Below are 17402 nucleotides of genomic sequence, written 5' to 3'. Positions count from 1 at the left end.
TGTTGGTCGGGACAAAACCGGCTATGAAGCGACGCCAACGGGGCGGCATGCTCGCCCTGTTGACGGCTCCGCTTATATTATTCGTCGTCATTCTGTTTCTGTGGCCGGTGGCGCGCTTCCTCGCTCTGGCCGTCGACAACTCGGATTTCTCGAACAACCTGCCGCGCACAATTGCCGCTCTGGCCGGCTGGAAAGCAGAGAGCGGCCTGCCTGGCGAACCCGTCTTTGCAGCACTCGTCGAGGACCTGGCCGACGCGCGGCGCGCCGGGAAGGAAGGCGTCCTGGCGCAACTCGTGAACCAGCGCGTTGTCGGTAGCCGTTTCCTCGTCATCAAGACGGCAAAGGATGCGGCCGACGGCAAGCTCGGCATGCGCCCCGTGCGCGACGAGGTGCTCGCCAAACAGGCCGGCTGGAAAAACATCGATCTCTGGCAGGTCATAGCGCGTCAGCAAAGCGCGCGAACGGACTATTATCTGCTTGCGAGCCTCGACCTGAAGCGCGGCGCGGACAATTCGATCGAAGCCGTTTCGGCCGACCGCGCCATCTTCGTCGACGCGCTGCTGCGTACGATCTGGATCAGCATGGTGGTGACGGTCATCTGCGCGGTCCTCGCCGTGCCGCTGGCGCAGGCGATCGTCAGCGCGCCGCCTGCCTGGTCGAAGCTGATGTTCGCGCTGGTCCTGTTTCCGCTCTGGACATCGCTGCTGGTGCGCACCGTCATCTGGATCATCGTGCTGCAGAAGAACGGTCCCGTGAATTCCACACTGCTCGGATTGGGTATCGTCAGCGAACCCCTCGACCTCATCTACACTCGCTTTTCGCTGTATCTGGCGATGGTTCAGGTTCTGCTGCCCATGATGGTCCTCTCCGTCGTCGCCGTCATGCGGCGGGTTCCGACCACCTACATGCGCGCGGCGCTGTCGTTGGGCGCGCCGTGGCTCACGGCGTGGCGCCGCGTCCAGTTGCCGTTGATCCTGCCCGGGATCCTGTCCGGCGGGGCGATCGTTTTTGTCTTCGCTCTCGGCTATTACATCACCCCGACGCTTGTCGGCGGGCCGACAGACCAGATGATCTCCAGCTACATAGCCTTCTACACCAACAGCACGCTGAACTGGGGCATGGGCGCAGCGCTTTCCCTGCAACTGCTGATGATCCTCGTATTGTTTGCGTTCCTGTTCTGGACGGCATCCGTCCTCTTCCGCAGCAAGGCGCATGTCGCATGAGCGCCGACCGCTTCCGGAAATGGCTGATGTATGCCTATGCGGCGACGTTGCTGGCTTTCATCATCCTGCCCCTGCTGATCGTGGTCCCCATGTCGCTGACCTCGAGCAATTCGCTGGCATTTCCGACGCCGGGCTGGTCGTTGCGCTGGTATGCCGAACTGTGGGTCGACGAGCGCTGGCCGAACGCGCTGTGGAACTCGGTCATCATCGGGCTATCCACCACGGTTCTGGCTTTGCTGCTCGGCATACCTGCGGCGATCGGGCTTGCCTGGGGTGATTTTCCCGGGAAACGGATCCTCTACGCGATCATCGCCGCGCCTTTGGTGACGCCGGTCGTCATCGTCGGCGTCGCGGCCTTTTCATTCTTCGCCACGCTGGGACTCGTTGGCAACAAACTATCGATCATTTTGGTGCACACGGCGATGGCCGTGCCTGTGATGCTAACCACCGTCGTCGCCAGCCTTTCGACCTTCGACCGGACGTTGGTTCGTGCGGCGGCATCGCTGGGCGCCGGCGCCATGCGCACCTTCTTCAAGGTGGTGCTGCCGCTGATAGCGCCGGGCCTCGTTACAGGAGCCATCATCGCCTTCATCATTTCTTTCGACGAAGTCGTCGTCGCAAGCTTCCTCTCGACGGGCGCGGAGCGAACCTTGCCCCGCATGATATTCTCCGGGGTTCGCGAGTCCATCAGCCCTGCCATCGCGGCCGTCGCCGTGCTGCTGATCGCTTTCTCGGCGATCCTGCTTGGGGTCATCGCCATCCTGCAGAGCCGCTCGCAAGCTCTCCGCGCAAAGGCATCGGCATGAAACTGGTTCCGTCGGTGCAGCAACTCGAGACCGAGATGACGGCGTGGCGGCGGCATCTCCATGCCAATCCCGAGCTCGGTTTCGAAGAGTTCGAGACGGCCCGTTTCGTGGCGGACAAACTGCGCGCGTGGGGCATCGAGACGACCGAAGGCGTCGGACGCACAGGTGTCGTCGGCACGCTCAGGGGCAGGCTCGGCGCTGGTCGCAGCCTTGGCATCCGCGCCGACATGGATGCCCTGCCGATGACTGAGGCACGGCCGCTGGTGCATGCGTCCCGCACCCCCGGGCGGATGCATGGCTGCGGCCATGACGGCCATACCACTATGCTGCTCGGCGCAGCCTCGGCGCTTGTTCGCTCGCCCGACTTCGCCGGCACGGTGCATTTCATCTTCCAGCCGGCCGAGGAGGGTCGAGGTGGGGCGCTTGCCATGCTGAACGAGGGCCTTTTCGAGCGTTTCCCCTGCGATGAAGTCTACGCGCTGCACAATTGCGAACGGCCGCTCGGCGAGATCGCCGTCCACCGCGGAACGGTGGCCGCGGCGGCCGATCGCTTCGAGATCGTCGTCCACGGAAGGGGCGGCCATGCGGCGATGCCGCATCTGGCGATCAATCCACTCCCCATCGCCGCGCGCATCCTGCTGGCAATCGAAGCCCTGCCCGGCCGCGTCACCGATGTGCATTCTCCCGCAATCGTCACCGTTGGCAGCCTGCGTGCAGGCGAAGCCTTCAACACCATCCCCGATACGGCGTTTCTGACCGGCACCGTGCGCACCTTCGACCATGAGGTTCAAAAGGCGCTGGAGTCGGCAATCCGCCGCATCGCGAAAAACGAAGCTGAAGCTTTTGGCGCCGGCGTCGACATCCGCTACGAAACGCCCTTCGCACCGACGATAAACACTGCGGCGCAAGCCGACGCGATGATCGCGATTGTGAACGAGGTGATGGGACCGGCAAGTCTCGTCATCGATCCGCCTCCCGAGATGGGTTCTGAAGATTTCTGCTACATGCTGGAACAGCGGCCGGGCTGCTATTTCCTGCTTGGCCAGGCGGACGCTGCGCACCAGGCCGCCGCGCACGACACCAACTACGATTTCAACGATGCTATCCTGCCTATCGGCGCGAGCCTTTGGGTCAGGCTGGTGGAGCGCCGGCTGTCCGCGGCAGGCGCATCGTGATGCAGCTGCCGGAAAAGGACATCGTCTGGCGAAGCCACTGGCTGCGGCAAGCCCTGCCCGAGGACCCGAACCTTGCGCCTCCGCTCGAAGAGGCGACGCAGGCCGACATCTGCATCGTCGGCGGCGGCTATCTCGGACTGTGGACCGCCATTCGCCTCAAGGAGCACAATCCGGACTTCGACATTGTCATTATCGAGCGCGACATTTGCGGCGGTGGCCCGAGCGGCCGCAATTCCGGAATGGTACTTTCGGCATGGACGAAATACAGCGCGCTTGCCGCGCTGCGCGAGGGCAACGATGCGCTTTCGATCATCAAGGCGTCCGAAGCCGCGATCGGCGGCATCGACGCCTTCTGCAAGGCCGAGGGAATAGACAGCTGGTTCGATCGCATCGGCTGGATCTGGGGCGCGACATGCGAAGCCCAGCTGGGGGCATGGGACGACGCATTGAACAAGCTGGCGGCGCATGGCTACGTGCCTGCACGACGCGTTTCGTGCGACGAGATCGCGGCGATGGCCGGCACGACGAGCCACCTCGGCGGCGCGTTCGATGCGTCGTCGGCAACCGTGCATCCAGGGTTCCTGGTGCGCGGCCTGCGTCGGGCAGCGCTAAAGCGCGGCGTTCGGATCTATGAAAAGTCGCCGATGAAGCGGTTTTCCCGACGGGGCAAGCTCACGGTGGAAACGGCGAAAGGAACAGTGTCCTGCGGCAAGATCGTGCTTGCCATGAATGCCTGGTCAGGCTCCATTCCGGAACTGGCGCCGGCAATCTTCAACATCTCCAGCGACGACGCCATGTCAAAACCCATTCCGGACCTTCTCGACAAGGTCGGCTACCGCCGTGCGCCGCTGATGATCGATTCCCGCGTCTTCGTTGGAGGGTGGTCGCCGACGCGCGATGGCCGCCTGTCTGTCGGCGTCAGTGGCGGCGTCATCGGCCTCGGAGGCGTCGTCGATCGGCGTTTTCACGGTCCATCGCCGCGGGTCGCCGACATGCGCCGCGCGTTGCGGGACGGTCACCCGGCGCTCGCCGACTTTCCGCTCGAGACTTCGTGGAACGGCCCGATCGACCGGACAGTCAGCGGCGTGCCGCTGTTTGGCGCCTTTCCCGCCAACAGCGATATCGTCTACGGCTACGGCTTTTCAGGTAACGGCACGACGGTGGCCTATCTTGGCGGCAAGATCCTGACCAGCCTGTTGACCGGCGGGGAATCCGAACTCACCCATTCGGTGCTCGTGCGCCCCGTGACGCGAGGCTTTCCACCAGAACCATTCCGGTTTGTCGGCGCGCATTTCGTCCGCGGCGCGGTGCGGCGGCGCGACGATCTCGAACATGCCGGCCGCAAGCCCGGCCTCGTGACCAGATGGCTGGCGGGATTGGCCCCGTCAGGCGTCACCCCTTCGAAAGCCAACCTCCGCGCAAGGAAAGGATGAACTGTGTCCAAGGCCAAGATATTCAAGCACAGCGAATTGACCCTGAAGCCGTCGGTCACGCCGACCGGCACATCCTCGATTGCCCGCGTGATCAATGCCGATATCAGTCGGACAATGGGCGGCGGCATCGAGTATCTCGAGAACGCCTCGATCGACTGGACCGTGACCTATGACGAGGTGCTGTTCATCCACGAAGGCACCTTGACGATCGAACTTGACGATGGCCGCCATGAGTGCAATCCGGGCGACATCGTGTGGCTGCCCAACGGCACCCATCTGAAATACATCGCCACCGAACGGACCGGTTATTTCTATTGCCTTTACCCGTTCGACTGGGCAGCACGGCAGGGAACGGTAGAACCCTGAACTGACAGGCACTCCTTCTCCATGCGTTGGCCATCCGCAGCGCAGTTCCGAACCCGGACGTCCAGACATCGACTCCGGCTCCCACTCCTCGGGTTGTCACTTTCATCATATGTCATGCTGGCGCGCATGTCTGGCGGCAGATAGCAGCGACACAGCTCACCCGCACCACCTAAGCAGGAACCGGTAGCTCGACTAGTGGGGGGAAAGGCGGTAGCGCTCTCTCGCTATCATTCGCGGACAATGTGAACAAGTTTAGCGCGAAACCGCCACCGCTAGCCACACTATTGCGGTTGCACCTGAAAATTCCGTCGACTGAAAATCAGCCAACCCAAACCGCATGCCAGGGCGACGTTAATCAGCGCAAGGGCGGAAAGTGTCGCCAGTGTGCCGTAGGCACCGAAGCGCTCTAGAAGCAACGCGCCTAGGGAGGGCGCCGCCGCTTGGGCAATCAGGCTCGGCATGGCAAGGCGGCCCATCAGCTTGGCGTAGCCATTAGAGCCGAACATCGCGAGCGGGAGTGTTCCACGCGCGATGGACTCTAGGCCAATGCCTGCTCCGTAGAATGCGAGTGCCAACGGAACGATCGGCATGCCGAGCCAGAGAGCAGACACCCCGATCGCAACGAAGGTCACCGAAGTCGAACTTGGTCCAGATCGGGTGATGGAACCGTGCGATCACCATCTCGATTGTCCGCGCAGCCACCTGGAACGGACCGACAAGGGCTCCAAGCCCACCGCCGCCGCAAGCGTCATGCCGCCCTTCTGCAGGATCGTCAGCAGATGCACCGACAGGGTCGAGGAGATCACGGCGGCAAGGGTCAGGGTCGAGGCGAGCACGACCATGATCGGTAGATTGGAGCCGGTTTGGAGAGCAGGCGTCACTGCCGCACTCGATGCGGCCTTGACAAGCGATTGCGGCAGGCCGCGAGGCAAGATCACAAGGTAAAGCGGTAAGGCGAGGCAGAGCTGGACAGCGGCGTAGGCCAGGCACGTGCCGCGCCACCCTATCTCCCCCAGCAAAAAGGCCGAGATCGGCCAGCAGATCGTGCTCGCAAAGCCGCCGAACAGAGTGAGCGTCGTGATAGCAGAGCGCGCACCATGGCCGTAGAGCCGGCCAAGGGTGCCGAAAGCAGCGTCGTATAGACCTGCCCCCATGCCGAGGCCGATAACCAGCCACGCGACGATGTAGGCGGCCGGATTGGGGGCTACCGCAAGTCCGACCTGGCCGAGCCCGATGCAGCGAGCGCTGAAGGCCAGAACGTTGCGGCCACCGTGCCGTTGGATCGAAGACCCGGCACGCGGCGAGATAACTCCCGCCGTGAGCAATCCGAGAGACAGGCCTCCGAGGACCCAGGGCAGAGGCCAGCCTGTATCCGCAGCGACTGACGGCGCAATAACAGCGGGGAGATAATACGATGATGCCCACGCCATGATCTGTGTCACGCCGAGCGTCGTGATGATCGTGCGACGCCCGCGCACGACGGCAATCGGCTGAGGCGAAAAGGTCATGCCGCGGCGCTGCAGCCGCAGCCAGCCTTGCCACCCTCCTTCGCTTACGCGTCCGCGACACAGCAGGCGTCAACCGCCTCGGCCGCCAGGCCACCGGAGCAGCCTTTCGAAGCTGAGCCGGAATGCCGGCACTGCAGACGCCGGTCTCCGGCAGCACCAGTTGAACGGCATCGGCCGCCGCCATGTCACCGGCGATCGCCGCAGCGACGGAGCGAACCTGCTCGTAGCCCGTCAGCAGCAGGAACGTCGGCGCACGGCCATAGCTCTTGATTCCGACCGTATAGAACCCCGGTTCCGGATGGCTGAGTTCACGGTGGCCATGCGGGGGGACGTCCCCGCAAGAGTGCTCGTTGGGATCGATGAGAGGGCCGAGGGCCTTTACGCTTTCAAGCCATGGATCCAGATCGAGCCGCAGCTCCCGGGTCAGAGCGAGGTCCGGCGCTGGCCCGTGGCCGCGATAATCCTGTCGACAGGACCGATGGTCAGAACACCATCTTTGGTTTGCCCGTCCACAAGCAGGCGACCATCTATCTCACGGATAACTGTGGTGGCAAAGCCGGTCACAAGACGAACGCGGCCGCTTTCGGCAAGGTCCTTGACTTCGGAGCCGAGTTCACCGCGTGCGGGCAAAGCGTCAGCATCGCCGCCACCGTAGATCCGTACCAGGTCGGTGCTGCGTGTCGTCCAGATTGCAGAGGTGCCTGGAGCGCTTTCAGACAGCTTGGCCAGTTCCAGCAAGGCATTGGCAGCGGAATGACCGGCTCCCGCCACGAGTGTAGTGCGGCCAGCGTAGAGGTCGCGATCCCGGCCCAGGACATCAGGGATGCCGTAGGCGATCCGGTCGCGGAATTCGCTCTCGCCTTCAGCGGACAGGCCGCCGGCGCCGAGCGGGTTCGGTGTTTGCCATGTGCCTGACGCATCGATGACGGCCCGGGCAGTATCCCGGCGCTGTCCACTCGTGGTTTCAACCATCAGCATGAAGGGCCTCAGTTCACGCCCCTTGCTGACGACCTTGTCGGCGCCCCAGCGGGACACGGCAATGACGCGGGCATTGGTCTCGATGGACGGTGCCAGTTCCGGAAGCTGCGCGAGCGGGCCGATGTATTGGTTGACCATCTCATCAGCGGTGGGAAATGCCTCGAGCTCCGGCATTGTCCATCCATGGCCCTCGAGCAGCCGTCGAGCGACCGCGTCAACGCAATAGCGCCAGGGCGTGAAAACGCGAACGTGCCCCCAGTCCAACAGGTTCGAACCCGCGTGCGAACCAGCCTCGTAAACCTTCACCTTCAGTCCACGGCTGATCAGTTGAGCGGCCGCGGCGAGAGCCACCGGCCCCGCGCCGATCACTGCCACCGGGAGATCTGCCATGTCGTTCATTTGTTCGATCCTTCCAGTATCTTCGAATTATTCGGGCAAAAAATCAGGCGACGACTTTGGTGGTCGAGGGCGCACATTTTGCGTCGGCACAGCACTCGTCAGCCAAATAGCCGATCAACGCATTCATGCCGGGATAGTTGGCGCGGCAGATCAGCGTCGTCGCCTGACGCTCCTGGGTGACAAGTCCCGTATCGACCAGCCGCTTGAGGTGATGCGACAGCGTTGAAGACGGGATCTCGAGTCTCTCCTGGATACTGCCGACAGGCAGTCCTTCGTCCCCTGCCCTGACCAATATGCGATAGAGCTGGAGCCGCGTCGGATTTCCGAGGCTTTCAAGCTGGGATGCTGCTTGTTCGAGTTTCATGGAAATAGGAATAACCGTGGCAGCTCGCGTACTACAACCGGATTGTCGACGTGATGGAGGAACTGGTGAAGTTCACGCTCCTTCTGCGCGACCGTTCCGCCTACCTGACGGACCGCTACTCGGAGCGTGTCGAAAGCGCGGAGGAGGTCGCCAAGCGGGTGAGCCAACGGTCAATCTGAGACGTCGGGCGTATCCCGCCCATCGAGAGCGGCAGCCAGTCGATCTGCGCCTTCATTACTCCTGTCATAGACCCGTGCCGTTCCGGAGAGCACCAGACCTGGGCCTCCGACCAAATCGACAGATCCCGCAGTTCCTGGACCTTCGGATGATCGGCAGATGTCGAATCGGGGAGCGGCAGGCCCGAGGGATTGAAGATACGCACCTCGGCACCCAAACGGCGCAGGATATACGGGCAGCCTCCTCCGTAGCGAGCCGGGAATAGGACCGTTCGCGCAAAGATCCGTAGAGCATCAGCACGCGCGGTTTGTGAATGGAGCGGGGCGCGTCCAGCAGAGCCTGCATTTCGATCGGCCGAGACTGCTCGTCGTCGACGTTCGGCAACGTGTCATCGGCCGCGTGGTTCTTTTCAGCCAATGCGCTTACCCTTGTTGTCGACCACGACTTCGCCATCCTCTTTCACGAACGGCCCGATATCGGGATTAGGCAGGATGTCGAGAACCGCTTCCGAGGGCCGGCCTAGAACCACGCCAAGAGGTGTGACCACGATCGGCCGGTTGATCAGGATCGGATGCGCCAGCATGAAATCAAGGATTTCGTCGTCGGTCCGCTTGGGATTGACCAGATCAAGTTCGGCATAGGGCGTGCCTTTCTCGCGCAGCAAATCGCGTGGTTTCCGTGGCGGCGATCAACCCAATGAGCTTTTCTCGTGATGGCGGGGTTCTCAAATACTCGATGACTTCCGGTGTCTCGCCGGATTGCCGGATCATGGCGAGCGTGTTGCGCGAAGTGCCGCAATCGGGATTGTGATAGATGGTGATGCTTTCATTGATGTGACTGGTTCGGGCTCGGCGAGCAGCCATCCGGCCAAGCCATGGCGACGCTTGCTCCCAGCAATTCGGCAACGATAAACCCCGGCACGCGACTCAGCCCGATCGGTGACGACTTCGACCGCGGCTGCTGGGTCAACGGGCCCAAATGGCTTGGCTAATCGGCAGAGGCGATAGCGGCATGGGTTTGCATGACGGGGTTCTTCTTGGAACCGCGGTCTACGGCCTCTGCATTTGGCCGACATTCTTGCGAGCCTTTCCGACGTTGCTCTTTTGAAGCGCTTGCGCGCAGCCGCCGATTGGCTCGGCGACATTGCCGGCGCCTTGCTCCAAAAGGCTTGCGCCAAAAGCGCCGCGCCGACGGGGCGCCGGCTGCGCGTCGATGGCAGTTCGATCTCGCGCCCTGGCAGTGCCGGCACGGACTGGCGGGTGCATGCCACCTACGAACCGGCGCTCGCACGCTTCACGCATCTGGAGATCAGCGACGTGCGCGGGGGTGAAAGCTTCTTGCGTGTTCCGCTACGCCAAGGCGACATTGTTGTTGGCGATCGCGGCTACGCCCGCGCTCCATCCCTTGAAAAGGTGGTGTCGGCGGGTGCCGACTTCATCGTGCGCACGGGCTAGACCAGTGTTCGGCTGACCACGCCCGACGGGCAACGGGTCGACTGGAACGCCATCTATGAGCCCATGCAGCCTGGTGAGGTTTGCGAGATGAACGTGCTCGTGGAGCATTCGGGTCGCAAGGGACGAGGCAAGCGCCCTTGCCGACAAGGCTCATCGTCAAGCGCAAGGATGAGAAGGCCACGCAAAAGGCCCACAGGCTGCATAGTCTCCTGCGTTCTGAAATCCTCAACGCCATGCTGATGGTGATGCGGCCGGGAAAAATCCTCACCCGCGTCACTGAAATCATTCGTCACGTCTGCGATCCACCAAGACGGCGCAAAAGCCAATCCGCCGCTGCAAGAAGCGCCGTCTTGGTGTAAAGTTAGCGCTTATGGGCTCTTCTCTCACCCCAGCAGGTGCACGCTATCTTTTAAGATGTGGAGGCGCTGAGCTTGCGCACCGCTCACTATCCACCCCAACGACGGCTGCCCCGATAGCCAATCCTATTGTTCGCGCAGAGCCCGACCCATGGCAGCGTAGACCGGAGCGCTAAGATATTCCCATGCTGACCTCGCTCCAGTCTCGATCATCACTTGTGTGTTCATCCCGGCTTGCAATGCCACGGGCGTTGCCTTCAGGGACTGAGGTGTCAGAACGATGCGAGCTGCATAAAATGCCTTGCCAGTGCGCGGATCGACCAGCCGGTCTGCTGAAAGGGTGCGGACATCACCGTTCATGGGCTGCTGATACCGCCTGCCCACCGCGCTGAGCCAGATGGTCGCGTGCAGCCCCACTTTCACCTGGTCGACGTCGAGCGGGTCCACGTTGGCAATCACGACGAAGTTGTCGTCGACGGGCACGATATCCATCAGAGGATCGCCTGCTGCTATCACCCCGCCAATGGTGTGAATCTTGAGCCCCACTATGGTGCCTCCGATGGGAGCGCGGATCTCGGTTCTTGTCATCACGTCATCGGCGGCGGCTATTCGTTGAGCGGATTCATATATCTTGGCACGCACCACCCCAAGCTCAGCGACAATGTCGGCCGCCGTGGATGCGTTAAGTTCAGCAACCTTGAACTTCGTCTCCTCCATTTTTTGCCTGGCAACGCCAATTGACGCGATATAGCCGCTCAGGTCGCCTCCCACATCCGCCTTTTCAGTCTCCAAATCTGTCAGGCGCGTCCTTACCACCAGCTTCTTTTGATAAAGGGCACGAACATCGCCCAGCTGCTCCTCGATCAACTCCAGTTTCCGTGTGGCCGCAGCCACCTGCCCTTCATAGCCCTCTATCTCCTTATGCAGGCTTCCGGTCGTTTGCTGCAGCAAGGAAAGTCTCTCACGAAGCAAGGTCTGACGTGTTCGAAAGATACTCTCCTGGCCGGAAACAGCCTCGGCCGCCATTTTACCGGGCTCCTTTAACTCTGGCGGAATCTCGATTGAGTCCTTGCCGTCTCTCTCGGCGATCAACCGTGCCTCGGTAGCTTTCGCCTCGTACCATTGCGCCTTGATCTCGTTCGCAGCGGCCGTAGAAGCAGTGCTCTGCAGTCGTACCAGGACCTGACTTGCCGATACGCGATCGCCCTCCTGAACCAATATCTCGGATACAATCCCACCTTCGAGATGCTGCACTGTCTTTACGTTTGAGGCTACCTCCACCAACCCGTTGGCAACAATGGCGCCCTGGATTGGAGCCGCAACAAGCCACATGCCGGTCAGGGTCGAAAAAATTGCGATTATCGCGAAACCGAGAACAATGAAGTTCTTACCAAAGGGCGCAGGATCGTCTCCGGGTTGTTTGGCGCCAACGGCGAGCGGGACTGTCACTTTACACTCCGCAACTCAGTTTTCACGGAACGAACCGCGCGCTCCGTGGGATCGGAGAGCTCAGGCGTTCGGCCGCCCAGGATCAGCGTCCGGTCGATCAATCCGACAAGACGGTTGGTTTGTCCCGACATGGTAATGACTACAGAGCATCCCGATCCCTTCATGACTTTCACCGCTGCTTCAAGCGCCCTTCTCGACGAACTGTCAAAATTGGCGAATGGCTCGTCCAGAACGATAAGTCTCGGAGCGCGAAACAGCGCCCTTGCAAGCGCAATCCGTTTCCGTTCGCTGCCAGACAGCCCGATCGTGTCGTCAAGCACTGTGTCATAGCCTTGGTCCAGGCGAATAATAACATGGTGGATTCCTGCTATTTTTGCAGCAGAAACCACATCATCGATGGAGCTTTGTTGAAACCGGGCAATATTCTGGGCGACGGTTCCCTCGAACAGTTCGACCTGCTGTGGCAAATAGCCAATGGCCTCGGCTCTAACATGATCCGGAAGCCGAGTGACGTTCATGTCTCCCAGGCGAACCTGTCCGGTTCGTGGCTTGAGCAAGCCTATCAGGAGGCGGGAGAGCGTTGTCTTGCCGGTCGCTGCGCGCCCGATGACCAATAGCAACTCGCCTGGCGCCAGCGACAGCGACAGTTTCCTGAATACGTCTTCTCGCGATCCCGCGTGCCTGAACGCTACTTCATCAAGAATTAGTGTGCCGCGCGAAGTTCCAGGCAGCAAGGACGGGCCCCCGTCCGACGGCTTGGCAAGGTCCGCCTTGATCTTTGCATATCCTTCCCGCGCTTCCCTGAAGCCTCTGAACTCTCCAACCGCCTTGCCCACTATCCTGTAGGCAAAATTGGCAATGAGTCGGGCTGCAAATAGGCCGCCGAGCGACGCTTGATCGTTCAGGAACAGCCATATGCCGGAGGCCAGCAGAATAATGTAAAGGCTACGGTTCAGCACCCGGATCGCAGCATCGAGGCTCGATCCGCGGGCGTTGAGCCGGTCTCGTTGCAAGAAGCCGTCCACTCGGTTCCTGCCCCAGCGACCAGCGATCGCATCCGCCATTGCGAACGCGCTGACAACGTCTCTATGCCTATCCGCCGAGACCAACACCTCTTTTGCCTGCTTGACGGCATCACGTTCCGCTTGGCGGGGCTCTCGCGTGAAATTTTCTTTCAACAGGCCCAAGCCAATCAGCAAAAGTGTGGCTGCTATTGCGATCAGGAAGAGAATCGGATGGATGAAGTACACACACAACAGGAAAATCGGCGCCCAAACCACGTCCAACCAGGGAGATAGCCCGCGCTCAATAAAGCCCGCGACTTTCTCGATGCTGGCCAGCAGCGGCGGATTGGCGACACCTGACGTCAATCCGGCTTTCACGGACTGGCTGGTCAACTGGTGCTCGATCCATACGCTCCAACGCGAAAGCATGCGACGGCGAATGGTTTCCAGTGCGACGCCGGCTACCAGGGCGAGCAAGGCAGCCAGGGTCAGGATGACAAGGGTTTCAACGCTGCGGCTCGAGATGACCCGGTCGAATATCTGTATGAGATAGAGCGGGCCGGCAAAGCGCAAAACATTGATAAACACGCTGAATACCACCAGAGCCGCAAGGCCGGGTATCGACTTTCTCCACATTTCGCTGAGGGGGCCGCTATCCCGACGCCTGCCTCGTGTGTTCATCGGGACACCGTCTTTCACGCGCGTCCAAGGGGAGCGTGCTGATCAGAATGCTCATTGAAGAGGCCAGAGAAATTCATGATCACCGCATCAATGTCATCATGAGCATCCAACGGCGGCGCCTCAAGTGCGTTTTGCAGAGGTCTGTCGTGATGGTCGGCCGCCTCAAACATTGACCAGGTTTCATTCAGCAGGTAGGACATCCGGGCAGCCGGGAGCGGAGCGCAGCCGAGGGTCTGCAAGATGCCGCAGAGCGACGACTTGAGGGCACCGCGGCTTTTTGCCAGCACTGCTGCCTCTACTAGTTCCGCGGGCGCCTGCACCGACATGAATGTGGGGATAGAACCCTGGGAACCCTGGGAAGGCCGCTCAGGCAGCGTGACCAAGATGCTTCCGAATGGACTGGGCCACGTCGCCAGGCTGCCATTGGCATTTACTTCTCCCAGTTCGGCTACAATCAACTCGCGCGCGACCTTTGCCAAGAAATCAATCCGGAGTTGGTGAGAATGGGCTCGATCCACGCCGAGCGGCATGGCTGCCTCCGACGATGCCGCAATGCGCCGCAGGTACGGGTTGTTGCTCTGTCCGTTGGACAGTTTTTCCGCAGCGCGGGCCCTAAACACAGGACCGAGCGCGCCATCCTGGAGATCCCACGGGGAATAGCAATGCAGCCCGGTAGCTTCCTCAGCCTCTCTCACGCCAAGCGGTGATCGGCCAAGTCTGCCGCTGATGGCCAGCACCTTGTGGCCGGCAGCGCGCAACGTATCCACTCCATACTTTGCACCCATCGCGTCGTAGGACGCGAATATTGTGCCAAGAGCCATGCTGCGAAATGATTCCGCCAGAATTAACTCGGACGTTTCCTTCTGCTGCAGCCCGTCGGCAATCTCGATGACAGCAACGTCGCATCCATTTTCGGCTGCATGGTTCAGCAGGCGGAAAGCGCCCTTTTCGATCATTTCCACCGAGGCAAGATAAGTGGTTGCAAACCCGGCGTCGGTGAAATCAAGAACGATGTCAGCGCCCGCATCGCGCACAATCCAGGTGTCGCCACCGGACCCGGTTCCGGTAATCTTCAGCGCGGCAACCTTAAGCCCTGCTCTTTTGAAACCTCTTACCAACGACGTCGCCGTCAATGTCTTTCCCGCGTTCATGGATGTTCCCAGCGACAGGACAATCGGCAGAGAGGGGCGAAGGTCGTCGGAGCTGACCTTGTAATCCCAAACATTCAATCGGCGACCGAACTTGTCCCCGATCAGTCCGAGAGGGGTGATCTTCGTTGGCGCGATCATGCGATCATGTCTGGAAAGCTCACACGCTGCGATGCCTCCCCCCGCCACTAGGTCACATGGTCCGAGATCAGGGCCAATAACAGCTTCGAACTGGTCCGGTGCGTATCTGTTTCCATAGCAAATGATTATCTCATCGCCCGGAAACATGATCGCCTTTCTCCCGTTGATCAGCTCCAATCTGCTGTGATTGCCGAGTTTGTCCACACGAGCCAGGACAAGATCGCCTGCGACCGGCTGCAAGGAACCTGTGATCAACGTGCGCATATGCGAGGCCGCGACCCGGCGAGTCGCGAACGAACGCTTGGCTTTCTTCATGCGCCCGCGCTGAATTCTACAAACAGACATGATACCCACCCCAACGCTACTTCAATTACGCAGTCCGAGTCTTTTTATTTAAAACTTTATTTAAGAATTATTTTCCTCTGGCTCCAACCTTCTTTTATTTTTTTGTTGCCTTAACCATTAGCTAACCATAATATAACTGAGGGTTGCGCGCAAGCGATGGAGGCAGGAACCTTTCGTAAAGCAGACGGAAGGTTAATTCGGGGGGCAAAATGTATGGCTATAGTATGCCCAGTTGGGGAATTAGAGCCGTTTGAGATCACCGGGTTCAAGACGCTATCCGGCCTCAACGTGTATAACGCGAATACAGTCGTTAAATTGACGCTGAATTTAGGGCAACTGGCTACTGCCCGCGTGTCCGGTTTTACTGATGAGGTCCGATTGGTGCTTTCCGGTCTCTTTCCGGAATGCGAGCAGGATGCTTTGGTAGCTTCGTATCTTGCTGATGCGATCCTGGCCGCGGACCTCGAGCTTCGCCGCGCGATGAATTTTTATTCGTTTCCAACTGTGGCCACGTTGGTGAGCGATCCGTCCGAGAGCAATTCAGTGATCGTCTGGGAGTCGGACGACCCGCAAATGTCGCGCGCGGCCGCGGCGGCTGTCGTTCATGCGGTCAGCGAGGCAACGCGAGATGGGGATGCCACATCGAAGTATTCCCTCGCACGGGAATTGAACCTCGAAAGAGCAAAGAAACGGCGACTTTCAAATTCGACCGCAGTGCTGGTTGCGGCCGCCAAGAGGAACCGCATCCCGTTCGAGTTTGTCGCGCGCAACCACCTTCGTCTCGGCCAAGGCAAAAACCAAAAGCAGCTCTTCTCAACGATATCAGGTTCGACATCGTTTGCGTCCGCGAAAGTGGCCCTCGACAAGAGACTGGGCAACAGGCTTTTGGCGCAGGCCGGCTTGCCCGTACCGCGCCAGCTTACGGTTCGCAGCAAATCCGAGGCGGTCGCTGCCGCCAAGCAGCTGGGCAAATCTGTGGTGGTGAAACCCGCCCAAGGCAATCAGGGGCGCGGAGTTTCAGTCAAGCTGCGGGGACGCCGCGCTGTTGAAGCCGCGTTCGACATAGCGTGCCAGGTGGCTCAGTCTGAACGGTATGGCGTGCTGGTAGAAGAGTTCATCGCCGGCCCGGAGTATCGAGCGACGATTGTTGATTTTCGTGTCGTGGCGGCAGTCCTATGTTGCCCGCCGCAGGTTACTGGCGACGGCGAAAAAACGCTGCGCCACTTGATCGATGATTTGAATCGGGAACCCGACAGGGACGGCAGGCGTCTGTCGCGTCTGGAAATCGATGACGACCTGCTTAGACACCTGTCATTGCACCATCTTACGATGGAGACTATCCCGATTGCCGGGCAGCAGGTGGTTCTGCGACCAAACGGTCACCTCGCACGCGGAGGCGTACCGGTCGACGTTACAAGCTCCGTCCATCCGGACAATCATAAGCTATGTGAACGTATCGCCAGGGTCATTGGGCTCAGTATTGCCGGGTTGGATCTGATCATGCCCGACATTGCGCAATCTCACAAAGATGTCGGGTGCACTGTCATCGAGGTGAACGCTAGACCAGGGATCGAGTTTCATCTTTGGCCGCGGGCCGGCACGGCAAGGGATGTGAGCGAGATAATCCTGGCCAATATGTACGACGATCCGGCTTCATCGGAAGTTGCCACGGTGCTCGTCCTTGGCGACCGGCATACCAGCATGGTGGCAAAAGCGATCGAGCACCGGTTCATGGCAGAGGGGCGGAGCATCGGCCTCTTGTCGAAGAAAGGCGCCTACATCAACACCGCACCGCAAGAATTCAGCCAGCGAGCAACACCGCAAATGCTGGCCAGGGATCCTTTATTGGAAGCGCTGGTTTATGCCGCTTCTCCAGCAAGAATCTCGGAGAACGGTCTTGGTCTGGGCGCTTGCCACGCCGTGTCGGTGACGGCGACGGACGTCGAGAATTGCGAGCTTCTCAAAAACCTGGCCAAAGCAGTTTTGAACGCCGGTAACCGGGGCTGTTTTATAGTCCACAATGAGGATTTAGTATCCCGCCAGGCGTTGTCGGCGCTGCCTGCTGAAAGATTGATTCTGACAAGTGCCGAGACTGAGCTTGGCCCTGATTTGCGGCGACATCTAGAACGCGGTGGATTGGCTCTATCGATGCGGTGGAGCACCGATGGGTCCGGAGCCAAGATGACGCTTGCATCGGGATCTGGCGAGCTGGTTGCGGAACCTGCCACGTTTGCGTCGCGACCGCCGCAGCTCAAGGCTGCCATGCATGCAATGGCAATTTCGTATCTGGCAAAACGGGATGCATGGTTCGATGAGGTGGCGTCGCCACCTTCGAATCGACCTTACGCAAATGGAGTTCAGCAGCAGGCAGGAGTTTCTCTGCTGAGGTAAAAAG

General features: G+C 60.4%; 12 protein-coding genes and 5 pseudogenes. 9 read left to right on the top strand and 8 right to left on the bottom strand.

Translation table 11 applies throughout. From position 1 onward, the window contains the following. Window positions 1-23 precede the first annotated feature (23 nt). From NKI96_RS14640 to NKI96_RS14620, 5 genes are read left to right on the top strand one after another with little or no spacing between them, the layout of a single operon-like run. Window positions 24-1223, top strand: a complete 1200-nt coding sequence (locus NKI96_RS14640; RefSeq protein WP_023820706.1) for an ABC transporter permease — start codon at window positions 24-26, stop codon at window positions 1221-1223. Next, complete coding sequence (locus NKI96_RS14635) at window positions 1220-2029, top strand: ABC transporter permease (protein ID WP_352804939.1); 810 nt, start codon at window positions 1220-1222, stop codon at window positions 2027-2029. The genes NKI96_RS14640 and NKI96_RS14635 overlap by 4 nt, the downstream gene beginning before the upstream one ends. Further along, a complete protein-coding gene (locus tag NKI96_RS14630) occupies window positions 2026-3204 on the top strand; it encodes a M20 aminoacylase family protein (RefSeq protein WP_023820703.1) in 1179 nt (392 codons plus the stop codon). The genes NKI96_RS14635 and NKI96_RS14630 overlap by 4 nt, the downstream gene beginning before the upstream one ends. Next, the gene (locus tag NKI96_RS14625; protein WP_352804936.1) at window positions 3204-4637 is read left to right on the top strand and encodes an NAD(P)/FAD-dependent oxidoreductase; all 1434 of its coding nucleotides are present in this window, start codon (window positions 3204-3206) and stop codon (window positions 4635-4637) included. Before NKI96_RS14630 ends, NKI96_RS14625 begins: the two co-directional genes overlap by 1 nt. 3 nt (window positions 4638-4640) lie before the next feature. After that, a complete protein-coding gene (locus tag NKI96_RS14620; protein ID WP_023822801.1) occupies window positions 4641-5003 on the top strand; it encodes a EutQ-related cupin domain-containing protein in 363 nt (120 codons plus the stop codon). 281 nt (window positions 5004-5284) lie between these two features. Here the strand turns inward: NKI96_RS14620 and NKI96_RS14615 are convergent. The 3 genes and pseudogenes from NKI96_RS14615 to NKI96_RS14605 all read right to left on the bottom strand — a co-directional run bounded on the left by NKI96_RS14615 (window position 5285) and on the right by NKI96_RS14605 (window position 8252). Continuing rightward, window positions 5285-6511, bottom strand: a pseudogene (locus NKI96_RS14615) (MFS transporter). 44 nt (window positions 6512-6555) lie between these two features. Next, window positions 6556-7888, bottom strand: a pseudogene (locus NKI96_RS14610) (NAD(P)-binding protein). Window positions 7889-7931: 43 nt separating this feature from the next. Continuing rightward, the gene (locus tag NKI96_RS14605; RefSeq protein ID WP_023673340.1) at window positions 7932-8252 is read right to left on the bottom strand and encodes an ArsR/SmtB family transcription factor; all 321 of its coding nucleotides are present in this window, start codon (window positions 8250-8252) and stop codon (window positions 7932-7934) included. A 26-nt stretch (window positions 8253-8278) separates the two neighbouring features. On the opposite strand from NKI96_RS14605, the pseudogene NKI96_RS14600 reads away from it, so the two are divergent. After that, window positions 8279-8431: pseudogene (locus tag NKI96_RS14600) on the top strand (arsenical resistance protein ArsH); the annotation flags it as partial. A gap of 2 nt (window positions 8432-8433) precedes the next feature. Here NKI96_RS14600 and NKI96_RS14595 read toward each other — a convergent pair. After that, window positions 8434-8774 (bottom strand): annotated as a pseudogene (locus NKI96_RS14595) (NAD(P)H-dependent oxidoreductase); the annotation flags it as partial. Window positions 8775-8838: 64 nt separating this feature from the next. Further along, a pseudogene (gene arsC, locus NKI96_RS14590) lies at window positions 8839-9292 on the bottom strand (arsenate reductase (glutaredoxin)). Window positions 9293-9493: 201 nt separating this feature from the next. Between arsC and NKI96_RS14585 the strand changes: the two are divergent. Together NKI96_RS14585 and NKI96_RS14580 are read left to right on the top strand one after the other, a co-directional pair. Beyond that, on the top strand, window positions 9494-9883 hold the full coding sequence (locus tag NKI96_RS14585) for a hypothetical protein (RefSeq protein WP_023822796.1): 390 nt from the start codon (window positions 9494-9496) through the stop codon (window positions 9881-9883). A 137-nt stretch (window positions 9884-10020) separates the two neighbouring features. Beyond that, window positions 10021-10242, top strand: a complete 222-nt coding sequence (locus tag NKI96_RS14580) for a hypothetical protein (RefSeq protein WP_023708273.1) — start codon at window positions 10021-10023, stop codon at window positions 10240-10242. Window positions 10243-10365: 123 nt separating this feature from the next. On the opposite strand, the gene NKI96_RS14575 is transcribed toward NKI96_RS14580, so the two are convergent. The 3 genes from NKI96_RS14575 to NKI96_RS14565 are packed head-to-tail and all read right to left on the bottom strand — an operon-like array spanning window position 10366 to window position 14977. Further along, complete coding sequence (locus tag NKI96_RS14575; RefSeq protein ID WP_023723907.1) at window positions 10366-11688, bottom strand: HlyD family type I secretion periplasmic adaptor subunit; 1323 nt, start codon at window positions 11686-11688, stop codon at window positions 10366-10368. Further along, window positions 11685-13373 carry an ATP-binding cassette domain-containing protein gene (locus NKI96_RS14570; protein WP_031198874.1) on the bottom strand — a complete coding sequence of 563 codons (1689 nt, stop codon included), beginning with the start codon at window positions 13371-13373 and terminating at the stop codon, window positions 11685-11687. The genes NKI96_RS14575 and NKI96_RS14570 overlap by 4 nt, the downstream gene beginning before the upstream one ends. Before the next feature lie 14 nt (window positions 13374-13387). After that, complete coding sequence (locus NKI96_RS14565; RefSeq protein ID WP_023822794.1) at window positions 13388-14977, bottom strand: hypothetical protein; 1590 nt, start codon at window positions 14975-14977, stop codon at window positions 13388-13390. 243 nt (window positions 14978-15220) lie between these two features. Here NKI96_RS14565 and NKI96_RS14560 point away from each other — a divergent pair, with 243 nt between their 5' ends. Continuing rightward, window positions 15221-17398, top strand: a complete 2178-nt coding sequence (locus NKI96_RS14560) for an ATP-grasp domain-containing protein (protein WP_352804931.1) — start codon at window positions 15221-15223, stop codon at window positions 17396-17398. Window positions 17399-17402: the final 4 nt, after the last annotated feature.

It is taken from the genome of Mesorhizobium sp. M0292 (assembly GCF_040321695.1).
Classification (GTDB): domain Bacteria; phylum Pseudomonadota; class Alphaproteobacteria; order Rhizobiales; family Rhizobiaceae; genus Mesorhizobium.
This window is presented reverse-complemented; position numbering and strand designations above follow the sequence as displayed.

What these genes read in the sequence shown, in the direction of transcription:
- NKI96_RS14635 (WP_352804939.1), top strand. Translation starts at nt 1,220, where the DNA reads ATGAGCGCCGACCGCTTCCGGAAATGGCTGATGTATGCCTATGCGGCG.
- NKI96_RS14570 (WP_031198874.1), bottom strand. Translation starts at nt 13,373, where the DNA reads ATGAACACACGAGGCAGGCGTCGGGATAGCGGCCCCCTCAGCGAAATG.
- NKI96_RS14625 (WP_352804936.1), top strand. Translation starts at nt 3,204, where the DNA reads ATGCAGCTGCCGGAAAAGGACATCGTCTGGCGAAGCCACTGGCTGCGG.
- NKI96_RS14640 (WP_023820706.1), top strand. Translation starts at nt 24, where the DNA reads ATGAAGCGACGCCAACGGGGCGGCATGCTCGCCCTGTTGACGGCTCCG.
- NKI96_RS14605 (WP_023673340.1), bottom strand. Translation starts at nt 8,252, where the DNA reads ATGAAACTCGAACAAGCAGCATCCCAGCTTGAAAGCCTCGGAAATCCG.
- NKI96_RS14630 (WP_023820703.1), top strand. Translation starts at nt 2,026, where the DNA reads ATGAAACTGGTTCCGTCGGTGCAGCAACTCGAGACCGAGATGACGGCG.
- NKI96_RS14565 (WP_023822794.1), bottom strand. Translation starts at nt 14,977, where the DNA reads ATGAAGAAAGCCAAGCGTTCGTTCGCGACTCGCCGGGTCGCGGCCTCG.
- NKI96_RS14560 (WP_352804931.1), top strand. Translation starts at nt 15,221, where the DNA reads ATGGCTATAGTATGCCCAGTTGGGGAATTAGAGCCGTTTGAGATCACC.